Origin of the sequence: Kitasatospora purpeofusca (genome assembly GCF_042691725.1) — a bacterium.
Classification (GTDB): Bacteria; Actinomycetota; Actinomycetes; order Streptomycetales; family Streptomycetaceae; genus Kitasatospora; species Kitasatospora purpeofusca_B.
Genome location: NZ_CP170483.1, coordinates 6,337,203 through 6,350,210 on the forward strand (window position 1 = coordinate 6,337,203; position 13,008 = coordinate 6,350,210).

The window sequence follows — 13,008 nt, forward strand, 5'->3', positions numbered from 1 at the left end:
GGACTCAGCGGCAGAACTCGGCCTCCGCGAGGGCGCGCTCGCCCTCGGCCCAGTCGGCGTTGGTGTTGAACGCCGCCGCGTGCCGCCCGTCGCGCGTGGTCAGCGCCACCGTCGACGAGCCGTGGATGCCGCCCGTGTGGCCCCAGAGGGTGACCCCGCAGCTGAGCTTCACGCTGCCGATGCCCAGCCCGGGGCCGCCGGCGGCGGGGACCATCTCGTCCAACTCGGCCCGCGGCAGCAGCTGTCCGCGCATCAGGGCGGAGTAGAAGCGGGTCAGGTCGGCGGTCGTGGAGATCATCTCCCCGGCCGCCCCGCCCCACGAGGGGTTGAGCTCGGTGGTCTCCAGCGGCGTCGCGGAGCCGCCGAACAGCTTGGAGTAGCCGAGCGCGTGCGGCCGGGGCAGGTCGGCGGCGGTGCCGGGCAGGGTCGTGGCGGAGAGGCCGAGCGGCCGGATGATCCGCCGCTCGATCGCCTCGCCGTACGGGTGCCCGGTCACCTTGGCGATGATCATCCCGGCCAGCACGAAGTTGGTGTTGGAGTACGAGCGGGACGTTCCCGGCGCGAACAGCGGCGGGTGGGAGACCGCCGTCCGCACCAGGTCCTCGGGCCGGTACGTGTCGTAGCGGTGGACCAGGAAGTCCGGACTCGCCAGCCGCTGGATCATCGCCGGATCCTCCTCGTAGGAGAACAGTCCGCTGGTGTGTCCCAGCAGCTGCCGGATCGTGATCGCCGAACCGTCGTTCCCGTTGCCCTGCACCACGCCCGGCAGCCACTTCTCCACCGAGTCGTCCAGGGAGAGCCGCCCCTCGGCCCGGAGTTGGAGCACCACGGTCGCGGTGAAGGTCTTCGTCAGACTCCCGATCCGGAACCGCTCCCGGGGGGACCGGGGCTGCCCGGTCGTGGTGTCGGCCGCCCCGACGGCCGCCGACCAACTGCCGCCGTCCTCGCGGACGCCGGCTATCGTCCCGGGCAGGCCCTCGGCCCGGACGAGCTCCGCCATCGCGGCCCTGGTCGCCCCGTGGACGCCGTCGCCGTGCCCTCCCTGGGCGCCGGCCGCCGCGGCCGACGTCACCGTGCCCGTCGTCACCGCGGCGGCCACCGCCACCGCACCGAACCCGCGCCGAAGCGCCTTCCGCCGAGCCATACCGACCTCCAAGGTCCGAATCGCCCGTCCCCCGCCGAACGGATCAACGGATGGGCCGCGCAGGGGAGTTCCCGACAGGCGTCGGGATGTCGGGGCGTCGGGCCGCGTCGCCGCCCGCCGTCCAGCGGGTCAGCTTCTCGGGGTTGCGGACGGCCCAGATGCGGGTGATCCGGCCGTCGGCGAGGTCGAGGGCGGCCACCGTCGCGGTGACGCCGTCGCGTTGGGCGACCAGGCCGGGGAGGCCGTTGACGGTGCGCTCCAGGAGGGTGAGCCCCGGCGCCTTCTCGGCCAGGAGGACGAGGTAGCGGGCGATGCGCGCGCCGCCCTCGACCGGGCGGAGCGCGGCGCCGACCAGGCCGCCGCCGTCGGCGACCATCGTGGCGGCGGGGTCGAGCAGGGCGACCAGCGCCTCGATGTCCCCGGCCTCCCACGCCCGCCTGAACTGCCGCACCACCTCGGCCTGTCGGGGCTGCCCGGCCGACGGGACCCGCGCGGCGCGGAGCCGTCGGCGGCCGGCGGAGGCCAGTTGGCGGCAGGCCGCGGGGGTCCGGTCGACGATCGCGGCGATCTCGGGGAAGGGGTACCGGAAGACGTCGTGCAGCACGAACACCACGCGCTCGGCCGGTGTCATCGACTCCAGGACGACCAGGAAGGCCATGCTCACCGACTCGTCCAGGGTGATCCGGTCGGCGGGATCGGCGGGATCGGCGGGATCGGCGGAATCGGTGGACCGGTCGCCGGTGCCGCCGAGCCACTCGGCGCGGTCGGGCAGCGGCTCGGGCAGCCACTCGCCGACGTAGCGCTCGCGCCGGACCCGCGCCGAGCCGAGCACGTCCAGGCAGACGCGGCTGACCACCGTCGTCAGCCAGGCGCCGGGCGCCTCGACCGCCCGCCGCCGCGCCGGCGCCATCGCGTACCAGCGGGCGTACGCCTCCTGCACGGCGTCCTCGGCCTCGGCCGGTGAACCGAGCATCCGGTAGGCGAGGTTGACCAGGTGGCGCCACTCGCCGACGGCTGCGTCCGGGAGCCGCTCGCCGACGGCCGGGAGCCGCTCGCCGACGTCCGCGTCCCCCGGCCGTTCGGAATGCCCGTCCTCGGTCCCCATGCCGGTCGCCCCCGTTCGTGCCCACCCGCCTCACACTTCGCGGGCCTGCGTCGTCGAATCACCGGGACACTACCGATCCACCGCCGCGAGGCAGGAAGAGGGACCGCACCATGGCCATCCCGAGCAACGCCGTCGAGCGCCGCAGCTTCACGTTCCCGCAGGTCGCGGTCGCCCTGCAGACCCTGGCGATCCTCTTCCAGGCGACCACCGCCGGCCTGCTGCTCTCCACCGCCTACGGCGAGACGCTGCACAGCGTCGGCGCCCGGGTGATGTACGGCGCCTCGATGCTCTACCTGCTGGCCGCGGTCCTGGCCTGGCGGCCCGGCGGCGGCCCGGTCCGGCCGGTCCTCCACGCCACCGGCTTCCTCGCGCTCGCCTCCGTCCAGGTGGTGCTGGGCGTCGCGCACCTGCCGGCGCCGCACGTGCCGCTGGGTGTGCTGATGTTCGGCCTGAGCCTGCTCGACCTCGGCCGCGACCTCGGCGGCCGCCGGTCCGCCGGCCCGCGCCGGGCGGGCCGGTAGCGCCGCGCCGGGCCGGGAGCCGTCCCGGCCCGGCGGGCCCGCCGTCTCAGAGGGTGAACGCGGTGGGCTGGGCGTCCGGGCGCATCGCGGCGTCGGTGCCGCCGTCGACGAACAGGGTGGCCCCGGTGGTGAAACGGGCTTCCGGCCGCAGGAACTGGTGCACCCAGTAGGCGATGTCCTCGGGCCGGCCGAAGACGCCCAGCGGCATCGGGGTCGGGAAAGCGTCGGGGTCCGGCTCCTCGCCCACGCCGGTCGACCCGAGCATCAGCGGGGTGAGCACCGCGCCGGGGGCGATGACGTTGAGCAGGACGCCCTCGCGGGCCCACGGGGGCGTGACCGCCGTCCGGCGCACCCAGCGGGCCAGCGCGAACTTGGAGCTCGCGTAGGCGGAGATGCTCGGCGCCGCCTGGCCCACCTCGGCGGGGACCGCCGCCTGGGCCGCGCGGGCGTGCTCGCGGGCCGCGTCCTCGTCGCCCGCGAGCAGCAGGCCGACCAGCGCGTCGTCGATCATCGGGACGGTCGTCGAGGAGTTGGAGCCGATCACCACGGCGCGGCCGGCCGACGAGCGGGCGAGCGCCGGGCGCAGCCCCTCCAGCAGGGCGACCGGGCCGAAGTAGTTGATGGAGGCCACGGCGGCGGCGTCCTTCATCGCGGGGCCGACCCCGGCCACCGCGGCCACGCCGTCCACCTGCCCGCCGGAGGCGTCCAGGATCCCCTGGACGGCGGCCCGGCGGCCTTCGGCGGTGCCCAGGTCGGCGGTGATGTCGGCGTCGTGGAGATCGACGCCGATGACGGTGTGCCCGGCCTCCCGGAGGACGGAGGCGCTGGCGGCGCCCATGCCCGAAGCGGAGCCGGTGACGACGTGGATACCCATGGTGCGAGCCTCTCGATCACGTGCGCGCGGGCGCACGGGACTGGCGGGATGCCCGTCTCCGGACATCGGCCAATCGCAATTCAATCACTGATTGGATGGTAACGCGGGTTCCTGTGGTGCAATGGCGACATGCCGGATGGAACCGCCCAGGCCCAGAACCCCGCCCCGCCCCCGGACCCCGCGTCGACCCGGGACCGGCTGCTCGCGGCCGCCGAGCGGCTCTTCCTCCAGCGCGGCGTGGGCCAGGTCTCGGTGCGGGCGATCAACGCCGAGGCGGGCCTCAACCCCGGGGCGGTGCACTACCACTTCGGCTCCCGGGAGGGTCTGGTCACGTCGCTGCTCGGGCGTGAGCTGCTCCCGCTCTGGCAGGACCGGCTGGAAGCGGCCACCCTCCACCCCGAGGCCACCGGGCCCGCGCAGGTGCGGACGCTCGTCACGGCCGTCGTCGAACCGTTCGACGAGCTGGTGCGCACCGAGCGCGGCCGGATGCTGTGCCGGCTGCTCGCCCAGACCATGCTCGCCGCCGACCGGCCGCTCAGCGGGTCCCCCTGGGCGGGCACCGCCCCGTTCGAGGTCGTCCTCGGCCGGGCGCTGCCCGAGCTGACCGTCCACGAGATCACCGACCGCTGGCGGCTGGCGTTCACCACGCTGCTGGAGGCCTACGGGCGACCGCTGGCCGCCGACGCGGCCTCCGTCGTCGAGCCGTCGTTCCCCGAACGGGCCACCGTGGTCGCGTTCCTGACCGCCGGGCTGACCGCCCCCCGGCCGGACGCCGGATAGCGGACCCCGGCGCCGTCGACGCCGCCCGCGCCGACCGGGCGTCCGGCCGCCCGCCCGGGCGTGGTCCGGATCACAGGAACTCCGGCGGCCGTGCGGGCAGGTCAGGGTATGCGCACTACTCCTGTATCCCGCCGCAACGCCCTCCGGTCCCTGGCCGTCGCCGTCACGCTGGTGGGCGGCCTGACGCCTGCCTGGGGCGGCGCGGCCTTCGCCGCCGAGGCCGAGACGTACACCCTCACCATCCGGCACCTCGACCGCGCCGGCCAGGCGCCGGAGCGGTACTCCACCACCGTCACCGGGATCTCCGGCGCCGGCGCCGACGAGCTGGTGCACCCGTACGACGCCTCCGGCACCACGACCGTGCGGCTGCCCAAGGGCCGCTACCTGCTGGAGAGCAGCCTGTTCACGAGGACGTCGGCGGACGGCACCGACTGGATCGTCCAGCCCCGCCTCGACCTCGACCACGACACCACCGTCACCGTCGACGCGCGCACCACCGCCCCGGTCGACGTCCGCCCCGCCGACGGCTCCGCGCGCTTCCTCCAGGGCGGGATGTTCCTGGAGGTCACCCACCAGGGCACCACCCGGATGGCCAGCGTGGTGAAGCTGACGCCGAGCCCTCTGCGCGTGGCCCACCTCGGGCCGGAGAGCGAGGCCGGGTCGGTGCGGCAGTGGTACGACACGTACTGGACGAGCGACACCGCCGCCTACGCGCTCGGCCAGACCTTCGCCGGCACCCGCGCGCTGACCGGGCTCGCCCACCACTACACCGCGCCGGAGCTGGCCACCCTGCGGATCCGCGGCGCGGCCCGGCCGGGCGCCGGGGGGACGGCGACCATGGACCTGGCGCCGAGCCCCGGCCAGGGCGCCGGACCGACGATCGGTCTCGTGCAGAGCATGCCCGTGCCCGGCACCGCCACCGTCCTCGTCACGCCCGGGCGCGGTACCTGGGACGTCTCCTTCGCGGCCCCCGGCGCGGAAGGCGTGCGGACGAACCGCTACTTCGCCGACCGCATCGCCCTGCGGGCCGGGGCCACGACCACGCACACCTTCGACGGCCCGGTCTTCGGCCCCGCGCTCACCGACCGCCCCGGCGTCGAACGCGACGGCGACACGATCACCACGCACCTCCCGCTGCTCGCCGACGGAGACGGCCACGTGCCGTCGGCGCCGTCCTTCGACACGGCCTACACCGCGCTCTACCGTGACGGCGTGCTGGTCGGCACCCGGTCCGGCGCGGAGAGCGCGGCCGGCCGCGCGGCGTTCACCGTGCCCGCGGCGAAGGCCTCGTACCGCCTGGCCGCCACGGTCACCCGCAAGGCCGCGACCGGCGCGACCACCCGCGTCAACGCGTCCTGGACCTTCGCCTCGGCCGCGACGGGCGGCCCGGCCCCGGTGCCGGTGAGCGTCGTGCGGTTCTCGCCCGAGCTGAGCCCGGCCGGCACGGCGGCGGCCGGGAGCCCGGTCCGGGTGCCGGTCACCGTGCAGGGCGCCGCCGCGGACGGGCGCGTCCGCGCGCTGACGGTCTCGGCGTCCACCGACGGCGGCGCCTCGTGGACCCGGCTCCCGGTCGAGTCCGGCGCCGTCACCGTCCAGAACCCGCCGGCGGGAGGCGGTGTCTCGCTGCGCGCGGAACTGACCGACACCGACGGCAACACGCTCGACCAGACCGTCGTCGACGCCTACCGCACCGAGTAGCTCACGCCTACCGCACCGAGTGGCTAACGCCGGGGTCGGACGCCCGGCGGCGGGGCGATGCCGAACTCGGACTCCAGGACCTCCCGGACGCCCCGCTCGCCGTCGAGCTCCTCCACCGTCGCGGTGCCGTCGCCCGCGGTGCGGGTGAGCGTGGTGCCGTCCAGGGACAGGTGGCCGTCGGCGAGGGTCCGCTGCGCGAAGAGGCGGCGGAACGGCGAGCGCGGGTGGGTGGCCACGTACCAGTTGGCGAGGTCGATGTCGGGCGGCGGCGCCGGGTCCAGGGTGAACGACACCAGGTCCCGCCACGCGTCGCCCGACCGGATCTGGAGCACCCACACCGGCACGGGGCCGTCCGCCTCCTCCAGGACCAGCCGGTGCCGGCGGCCCCGGCCCTCGCGGACCAGGCCGGGGACCATCGGCAGCGGCTCCAGCAACGCGTCGCGCGAGCCGAACCCGACGTCGGCGAGGTGGCGCGCCCCGGTCGCCCCGGGCACCCGGACGGCCAGCACCAGGTGGGTGCGCGGCCGGATCTCCCCGGGGCGGGCGCCGGCCCGCACCCGGCCGGTGTGGCGGGCGACCTCGTAGCCCAACTGCTCCAGGACGGCGGCGAACAGCGTGTTGTGCTCGAAGCAGTACCCGCCGCGCGAGCCGGTGACGATCTTGGCCTCCAGATCGGCGACCTCCAGCGACGGCACGGTGCCGACCACGACGTCGATGTTCTCGAACGGGACGGCCAGCACGTGCGCGTGCTGCAGTGACCGGAGCGTGGCCAGGGTGGGCGCCCGCTCGCCGTCCCACCCGATCCGTGCGAAGTACTTGTCCAGGTCGACGCTCATACCGCCACCGTACGGATCAAGCGGCGGCCGGGCCTCCGGCTGCGGTTCGGCTCGCGGTGGACCAATGGCCTAGGACCCGGGGCGGTCGCCCGGCCGTTCGGCCAGATCGCGCAGGTGGCGGCGGAGGATCAGCAGGGCGTTCTTCGGGGCGACGCCGTCCGGATGGAGGACCATGCCGAGGGCGAGGCCGTCCAGCAGGGCGGCCAGCCGCTCCGTCTCCAGCCCGAGGTCGAGGTCGGCCGGGACCCCGCCGGCGCGCCGGGCCTCCTCCAGGACGCGGGCGATCAGCCGGCGCGTCGACTCGTGCAACAGGGCCGCGCCGGGCCGCAGTTCGGGGTGGGTGCGGGCGGCGGTGGTGAACGCCAGCCAGAGCACCGCCTCCTCGCGGCGGACGGCGTCCAGCGGGAGCAGCTCCGCCAGCAGGGCCTCGACGGCGGCGCGCCGGTCGAGCCGGGCGGTCGGCGCGGCCGGGTTCAGCAGGCGCTCGGCGTGGCCGTTCACGCGCTCGCCGATCCGCGCGCACAGCTCCTCCATCGCGAAGATCACGACCTCGGTCCGGCTGTCGAAGTAGTGGCGCACCGAGCCGATCGCCAGGCCCGCCTCGTCGGCGATGTTGCGCAGCGAGGCGTGTTCCAGTCCGTCCCGGCCGACGATGCGCAGGACGGCCCGCGCCACGTCCTGGCGGCGGGTTTCGGGGATGACGACCTTAGGCATGTTGTTGTTATAGCACGGTCGAGCTAAATTGGGCCGCCGGACATCCGGGCGGCAGGTGGCCCGGGAGCGCAAGGGGGGTGCGGGCCGTGGACACATGGCTGCTCGTGACGATCGTCGTGGTGGCGGCGGTGGCCGTCGTCGTCAAACGCCTGATCGGGGAACCGGTCAACGTCCGCGACCTGTTCGGCCCGCCGGTGGTGCTCACCGCCCTCGGCGTCTGGTCGGTGCTGGAGGTCGAGGAGCTGAACGGCGCCGACGTCGGCTGGGTGGTCGGCGGCTGCCTGATCGGCCTCGGCCTCGGCGCGCTGCGCGGCGCCACGGTCGCGGTGTTCGCCCGCGACGGCGTGCTGTACCAGCGCTACACCGGGCGGACCTTCCTCGTCGTCGTCGCGGCCTTCCTGGCCTCGGCGCTCTACGGCCTGCTCGCCCGCAGGCTCGGCATGCACGAGGCCGCCCGGCCGGTCAACCTCTCCATCGGCGTCGGCTTCCTCGGCGAGGCGCTCGTCATCGGCTACCGCGGGCTGCGCAGCCGGACGCCCTTCGCGCCGGAGAGGCCGGGCCCGCTGGACGGGCACGCCGACCGGATCGACCGGTTCATCCGCCGCTGAGCGCGCGGGCCCGAGGTTGTTACGCAGCCGATGAACCGTTGTGACACGAACGGCCGGGGACCGCGACACGGGCTTCCTACCGTCACTCTCGACGCGCCGGCCACACCGGGCCGGGGAGCGCGTCGCCGAGGATGAATGGAGTTCGTATGGCTACGCGTACGACCAGGAACCGCGCCGTCGTGCGGCTGTCGGCCGTCTGCGCCCTGACCGGCGCAGCGCTGCTGACCGCCGTCACCGGCGGGCAGGCCTGGGCCGAGGGCGGCGCGACCGCCGCCCCGACCCCGGTGGCCACGCCGACCGTGACCCCGACGCTGACGGCGACCCCGAGCACGGGGGCCACGCCGACGGCGACCCCGAGCACGGGGACCACGCCGACGGCGACCCCGAGCACGGGGACCACGCCCACCGTGACCCCGAGCGCGGGGACCACGCCCACCGTGACCCCGAGCCCGGTGGCCAAGCTCCCCGTGACCGTGACCGTGATCCAGGGCGCGGGGAACACCTACACCTTGCAGGGGCCGGACGTGATCTGGGGGATCAGCTACAGCATGCAGGAGGGCCCGGAAGGGGCAACCGTGATCCTGGTGCCCGGGAAGGAGCCGAACACCTGGACCAAGACTCCGGCGTCCAAGGCGGCGGGCAATGGCGCGGCGGGCAAGGCCGGCAGCGGGGCCGGTCAGCCGCAGGTCCGTTCGGTGCCGAAGGGCGCCGCGCAGGCCGGTGACGGGTCCGCCGCGGGCGACGCGTCCGGCCTCCAGCTGATCGGCGGCAGCGTCGTCGCGGCCGTCGGCGCCGGGGCGCTCGGCTTCGCCGTGCTGCGCCGCCGCTCCGGTGCGCGAGGCTGACAACGGCCGCCCGGACGGGCGTCGCCACGGGGGGCGCGCCCGGCACGGGGGGTCATGGCCGGGCCGGCTGAACCGGAGCGTCTTCGGGGCGGCCGGGCTGCTCTGCCTGGTGCTCGGCACGACGGTGGCGCTCTCGGACCAGCGGGAGCCCCCGGTGGTCCAGGTGGAGACCTCGGCCCGGCAGGCAGCGGTGGAGACCGCTTCGGCCGCCCCGGCGGCGACCCCGTCCGCCATCGGCGCGGCAGCCCCGGCCGCCACCGCCACGGCAACCGCCGCGCCGATCCCGTTCGCGGCCTCGCCGCCGACCCGCCTGCTCGTCCCGGCGGCCGGCGTCGACGCCCCGGTGACCGGCCTCGGCCTGAACGCCGACGGAACCGTCGAGGTGCCGTCGGCCGAACGGGCCGGCGAGGTCGGCTGGTACCGCAACGGGCCGACCCCGGGGGAGACCGGGCCCGCCGTCCTGATCGGGCACTACGACACCGCGCACGGCCCGGCGGTCTTCCGGGGACTGCCGAAGCTGCGGCCGGGTGACCGGATCCAGGTACGGCGGGAGGACGGCAGCACGGTGGACTTCAAGGTCCGCGAGCTGGTCCAGGCCGCCAAGGACGCCTTCCCCACCGACACGGTGTACGGCGACACGGCGGCGCCCGAGCTGCGCCTGATCACCTGCGGCGGCCGGATCGGGGCCGACGGGCACTGGACGGACAACATCATCGTCCTGGCGGACCTGGCCGAACCGGCCGCCTCCGCCGGCTGATCGGGCTCCGGCTACCCTGCCGGACGGCGCCCGCCGGGGAACCGGCGGGCGCCGTTCCGACGACCTATCACCGGACACGAACCAGCGCAGACCAGGAGGGTCACCGGAGGATGAGCACCATCGCCCGTCGCCCACACTTCTTCCTGACCCTCCTCGCCGGCGCCCTGCTCGCCCTCACGGTCGGCTGCGCCGCTCCCGGTGAGCTGCGCGACCACGGCGCGGCGGCGGCCGTCACGCCCCCGCCCGCCCGCCTGCCGCTCTGGCCGGACCGGACCGCCGCGCCGTCACCGGAGTCCATGTCGATCCATCTCGTGGATCCGGCGCCGCAGCCGGTTCCGGAGGTGAGCGTCGCGGGGCAGGACGTCACCGCGGTGGACATCCGCACCCTGCTGGCCAAGGACCCCGAGGTGACTCCGGAGGAGCGGCGGGCCCTCGACCCGTGCACAGGTTGCGAGGTCCGTACCGCCGAGTACCGCGACCTCACGGGCGACGGTCGGCCGGAGCTGCTGGTCGTCGTCGGCCTCGCCGACGGGGACGTGCTGCACGTCTACACGGCGTCGGGCGACCAGCTCCTGTCCGTCCTGAGGGCGCAGCTGCTGAAACGGTTCGGCGCCGAGACGGTCGGTACCGACCTGTGGCTGTACGAGCCCACCACCATCCAGTCCCGGACCAGCCGCCGCTACAGGTGGGACGGCGTGCGGCTCATCCTGGCCGAGCAGAAGGTCGAGGGCATCGGGCCGGCCCCGGACGGCTTGCGTCTGTGGTCGTTCGGCTCCGACAGGAATGTGATCGCCGAGCCCGTCCCGACGCCCACCGCTCGGCCGGTCGCCCCCTCCGTCCGGCAGCCCACGGCCCCCGCCCCGAGTGCCGGAGCCGGCGCGTCCGTACCGCAGTCCTACTCGATCCGCCCGGCCACGCCCGCAGCCGCGCCCACCGCTCGGCCGCCCGCCCGCTCGGAGACCACGCCATGAACCACCCGTCAGCCGGCCACCCCCGCATCCTCATCGTCGAGGACGACGAGGTGATCCGGGAGGCCACCCGGATGGCCCTGGAACGCTACGGCTTCCCGGTGTCCACGGCCGCCGACGGCCTGGAGGGGCTGGAGATGTTCCACGCCGAGCGGCCCGACCTGGTGCTGCTCGACGTGATGCTGCCGCTGCTCGACGGCGTCGGCCTGTGTCGGCGGATCCGCGAGGAGAGCCAGCTGCCGATCCTGATGATGTCGGCGCGCACCGATCCGGTCGACGTGGTGTCCGGCCTGGAGGCGGGCGCCGACGACTACGTCGTCAAGCCGTTCGAGAGCGCGGTGCTGGTCGCCCGGATCCGCACCGTGCTGCGCCGCATCCGGATCGTCCCGGCCGCTCCCGCTGCCGCTCCCGTGCCTGTGCCTGTGCCCGCCTTCGAACCCGCCGCCCCTGAGCCGGTGGCCCCCGAACCCCGCACGCCCGTGCGCAGCTTCGACGGCCTGGAGGTGGACACCGACTCCATGGAGGTCCGCGTGCACGGCCGGCTCGTCCCGCTCACCCCCACCGAACTGCGCCTGCTCCTGGAGTTCACCGCCGCGCCCGGCATCGTGCTGGAGCGCGCCGTCCTGCTGGAGCGGGTCTGGGACTACGAGTGGGGCGCCGACACCCGCGTGGTCGACGTCCACGTGCAGCGGCTGCGCGCCAAGATCGGCGGCGGGCGGATCGAGACCGTCCGCGGCTTCGGCTACAAGCTGCGGCGTTCCGAATGACCCTGCGCCGCCAGATCGCCACCGCCGTCGCCGCCATCTCCGTCCTGGTCGCGGTGGCCGTCGGCCTGCTCGTCCACCAGGCGATGGTCCGTCAGCACGTCGACCAGGCGCGCGGCTCCGCGCTCACCGCGCTGGACGCGGCGCTCGGCGGCTACAGCCGCGACGGGGACGTCACGGCCGGCGGCCGCCATGCCGCCGTGGACGACCCGGCGCTGCCCGGGCGGCTGCGCGCCCTCGCGACCGAGGGGCACCGCGGGTCGCTGCTCGCGCAGGGGCCCGAGGGCGAGTCGATGTGGGCGGCGGGCGCCGTTCGCGACGGGGTGCTCTCCGTCCGGATCGACTTCGCCCAGGACCGGCAGGCGATCGCCGACCTGGACCGGATCATCCTGATCACCGTCACCGCCTCGGTCTTCACCACCGTGCTGGTCGGGGTGCTGGTCGCGGACCGGATCAGCCGCCGGCTGCGGACGGCTGCGACGGCGGCCCGGGGCATCGCCTCCGGGCGCACCGACACCCGGATCGGCGAACTCGTCGACGGCCAGGACGAGGTCGCCGACCTCGCGGCCGCGGTCGACCTGATGTCCCGGGAGCTGCACCGGCGGCTGGAGGACGAGCAGCGGTTCACCGCCGATGTCGCCCACGAGCTGCGCACCCCGCTGACCGGGCTGGTCACGGCCGCCGAACTGCTGCCCCCGGGGCGGCCCACCCAGCTGGTGCAGAACCGGGTGCAGGCGCTGCGCGGGCTGGTCGAGGACCTCCTGGAGGTCTCCCGGCTGGACGCCGACGCCGAACTGCCCGACCTCTCGGCGGTGCCGCTGGAACGGGCGGTGCGCCGCACGGTCACGCTGACCGGCCTGGAGGTGGCGGTCGAGGTGGCGACGGAGGTGGCGGCCGACACGTCCGTGCGCACCGATCTGCGCCGGCTCGACCGGATCCTCGGCAACCTGCTCCTGAACGCCGACCGCCACGGCGGCGGCACCATCCACCTGCGCGTCGACGGCCGCCGGATCACCGTCCGCGACCACGGCCCCGGCTTCCCCGACGAACTCCTGCGCGACGGCCCCCAGCGCTTCCGCACCAGCGTGCGCGAACGCGGCAAGGGCCACGGCCTCGGCCTCACCATCGCCCAGGGCCACTCCCGCGTCATCGGCGCCACCCTCACCTTCACCAACCACCCGGACGGCGGCGCCCTCGCCACCCTCACCCTCCCACCGGCCCCGGCCGCTCCCGAGGACGGACCGGCGCCCGCCGAGTGACCCGGCCGGCGGTGTGGAGTTCGGTGGCGAACCACCCTTTCGGTCGGCTCCGGAGAGAGGGTGCTCGATGCTTCGCCGGAACTCCGAAAAGATTCGTTCGTCCGTGTGCAACCGTCCTGCCCGGTCGCGTGTCTG

General features: G+C 75.3%; 14 protein-coding genes. 9 read left to right on the forward strand and 5 right to left on the reverse strand.

Features of this window, described 5'->3' with window-relative positions; genetic code table 11:
- Nucleotides 1-4 precede the first annotated feature (4 nt).
- Nucleotides 5-1,144 carry a serine hydrolase domain-containing protein gene (locus ACFCLZ_RS27405; RefSeq protein WP_380280202.1) on the reverse strand — a complete coding sequence of 380 codons (1,140 nt, stop codon included), beginning with the start codon at nucleotides 1,142-1,144 and terminating at the stop codon, nucleotides 5-7.
- Between the two features lie 43 nt (nucleotides 1,145-1,187).
- Nucleotides 1,188-2,117 (reverse strand): RNA polymerase sigma factor SigJ, encoded by a 930-nt coding sequence (gene sigJ, locus ACFCLZ_RS27410; RefSeq protein WP_380286303.1) that lies wholly within the window; start codon nucleotides 2,115-2,117, stop codon nucleotides 1,188-1,190.
- A gap of 242 nt (nucleotides 2,118-2,359) precedes the next feature.
- Between sigJ and ACFCLZ_RS27415 the strand changes: the two genes are divergently transcribed.
- Nucleotides 2,360-2,770, forward strand: coding sequence for a hypothetical protein (locus ACFCLZ_RS27415; RefSeq protein ID WP_380280203.1), 411 nt, complete (start codon nucleotides 2,360-2,362; stop codon nucleotides 2,768-2,770).
- A 46-nt stretch (nucleotides 2,771-2,816) separates the two neighbouring features.
- On the opposite strand, the gene ACFCLZ_RS27420 is transcribed toward ACFCLZ_RS27415, so the two are convergent.
- Nucleotides 2,817-3,644 carry an SDR family oxidoreductase gene (locus ACFCLZ_RS27420; RefSeq protein ID WP_380280205.1) on the reverse strand — a complete coding sequence of 276 codons (828 nt, stop codon included), beginning with the start codon at nucleotides 3,642-3,644 and terminating at the stop codon, nucleotides 2,817-2,819.
- Nucleotides 3,645-3,773: 129 nt separating this feature from the next.
- On the opposite strand from ACFCLZ_RS27420, the gene ACFCLZ_RS27425 reads away from it, so the two are divergent.
- Nucleotides 3,774-4,424, forward strand: a complete 651-nt coding sequence (locus ACFCLZ_RS27425; RefSeq protein ID WP_380280206.1) for a TetR/AcrR family transcriptional regulator — start codon at nucleotides 3,774-3,776, stop codon at nucleotides 4,422-4,424.
- A gap of 108 nt (nucleotides 4,425-4,532) precedes the next feature.
- The gene (locus ACFCLZ_RS27430; RefSeq protein WP_380280207.1) at nucleotides 4,533-6,122 is read left to right on the forward strand and encodes a serine protease; all 1,590 of its coding nucleotides are present in this window, start codon (nucleotides 4,533-4,535) and stop codon (nucleotides 6,120-6,122) included.
- Between the two features lie 23 nt (nucleotides 6,123-6,145).
- Here the strand turns inward: ACFCLZ_RS27430 and ACFCLZ_RS27435 are convergent, their stop codons facing one another.
- The gene (locus ACFCLZ_RS27435) at nucleotides 6,146-6,958 is read right to left on the reverse strand and encodes an arylamine N-acetyltransferase (RefSeq protein ID WP_380280209.1); all 813 of its coding nucleotides are present in this window, start codon (nucleotides 6,956-6,958) and stop codon (nucleotides 6,146-6,148) included.
- A gap of 69 nt (nucleotides 6,959-7,027) precedes the next feature.
- Nucleotides 7,028-7,672, reverse strand: a complete 645-nt coding sequence (locus ACFCLZ_RS27440; RefSeq protein WP_380280211.1) for a TetR family transcriptional regulator C-terminal domain-containing protein — start codon at nucleotides 7,670-7,672, stop codon at nucleotides 7,028-7,030.
- Nucleotides 7,673-7,758: 86 nt separating this feature from the next.
- On the opposite strand from ACFCLZ_RS27440, the gene ACFCLZ_RS27445 reads away from it, so the two are divergent.
- The 6 genes from ACFCLZ_RS27445 to ACFCLZ_RS27470 all read left to right on the forward strand — a co-directional run bounded on the left by ACFCLZ_RS27445 (nucleotide 7,759) and on the right by ACFCLZ_RS27470 (nucleotide 12,873).
- Entirely contained in the window at nucleotides 7,759-8,280 is a 522-nt protein-coding gene (locus tag ACFCLZ_RS27445; protein WP_380280213.1) for a DUF1453 domain-containing protein, read from the forward strand.
- A 146-nt stretch (nucleotides 8,281-8,426) separates the two neighbouring features.
- The gene (locus tag ACFCLZ_RS27450) at nucleotides 8,427-9,125 is read left to right on the forward strand and encodes a hypothetical protein (RefSeq protein WP_380280215.1); all 699 of its coding nucleotides are present in this window, start codon (nucleotides 8,427-8,429) and stop codon (nucleotides 9,123-9,125) included.
- A gap of 109 nt (nucleotides 9,126-9,234) precedes the next feature.
- Nucleotides 9,235-9,882, forward strand: a complete 648-nt coding sequence (locus ACFCLZ_RS27455; RefSeq protein WP_380280217.1) for a class F sortase — start codon at nucleotides 9,235-9,237, stop codon at nucleotides 9,880-9,882.
- A gap of 110 nt (nucleotides 9,883-9,992) precedes the next feature.
- Nucleotides 9,993-10,853: a hypothetical protein gene (locus tag ACFCLZ_RS27460; RefSeq protein ID WP_380280219.1), complete on the forward strand. Its 861-nt coding sequence runs from the start codon at nucleotides 9,993-9,995 to the stop codon at nucleotides 10,851-10,853.
- Nucleotides 10,850-11,617, forward strand: a complete 768-nt coding sequence (gene cseB, locus ACFCLZ_RS27465) for a two-component system response regulator CseB (protein WP_380280221.1) — start codon at nucleotides 10,850-10,852, stop codon at nucleotides 11,615-11,617. The genes ACFCLZ_RS27460 and cseB overlap by 4 nt, the downstream gene beginning before the upstream one ends.
- Complete coding sequence (locus tag ACFCLZ_RS27470) at nucleotides 11,614-12,873, forward strand: sensor histidine kinase (protein ID WP_380280223.1); 1,260 nt, start codon at nucleotides 11,614-11,616, stop codon at nucleotides 12,871-12,873. Before cseB ends, ACFCLZ_RS27470 begins: the two co-directional genes overlap by 4 nt.
- Nucleotides 12,874-13,008 lie beyond the last annotated feature (135 nt).

Bases quoted from the DNA above. Each gene is read 5' to 3' on its own strand.
- ACFCLZ_RS27435 (WP_380280209.1), bottom strand. From the start codon at position 6,958: ATGAGCGTCGACCTGGACAAGTACTTCGCACGGATCGGGTGGGACGGC.
- ACFCLZ_RS27460 (WP_380280219.1), top strand. From the start codon at position 9,993: ATGAGCACCATCGCCCGTCGCCCACACTTCTTCCTGACCCTCCTCGCC.
- ACFCLZ_RS27425 (WP_380280206.1), top strand. From the start codon at position 3,774: ATGCCGGATGGAACCGCCCAGGCCCAGAACCCCGCCCCGCCCCCGGAC.
- ACFCLZ_RS27470 (WP_380280223.1), top strand. From the start codon at position 11,614: ATGACCCTGCGCCGCCAGATCGCCACCGCCGTCGCCGCCATCTCCGTC.
- sigJ (WP_380286303.1), bottom strand. From the start codon at position 2,117: ATGCTCGGTTCACCGGCCGAGGCCGAGGACGCCGTGCAGGAGGCGTAC.
- ACFCLZ_RS27440 (WP_380280211.1), bottom strand. From the start codon at position 7,672: ATGCCTAAGGTCGTCATCCCCGAAACCCGCCGCCAGGACGTGGCGCGG.
- cseB (WP_380280221.1), top strand. From the start codon at position 10,850: ATGAACCACCCGTCAGCCGGCCACCCCCGCATCCTCATCGTCGAGGAC.
- ACFCLZ_RS27450 (WP_380280215.1), top strand. From the start codon at position 8,427: ATGGCTACGCGTACGACCAGGAACCGCGCCGTCGTGCGGCTGTCGGCC.
- ACFCLZ_RS27405 (WP_380280202.1), bottom strand. From the start codon at position 1,144: ATGGCTCGGCGGAAGGCGCTTCGGCGCGGGTTCGGTGCGGTGGCGGTG.
- ACFCLZ_RS27415 (WP_380280203.1), top strand. From the start codon at position 2,360: ATGGCCATCCCGAGCAACGCCGTCGAGCGCCGCAGCTTCACGTTCCCG.
- ACFCLZ_RS27420 (WP_380280205.1), bottom strand. From the start codon at position 3,644: ATGGGTATCCACGTCGTCACCGGCTCCGCTTCGGGCATGGGCGCCGCC.
- ACFCLZ_RS27430 (WP_380280207.1), top strand. From the start codon at position 4,533: ATGCGCACTACTCCTGTATCCCGCCGCAACGCCCTCCGGTCCCTGGCC.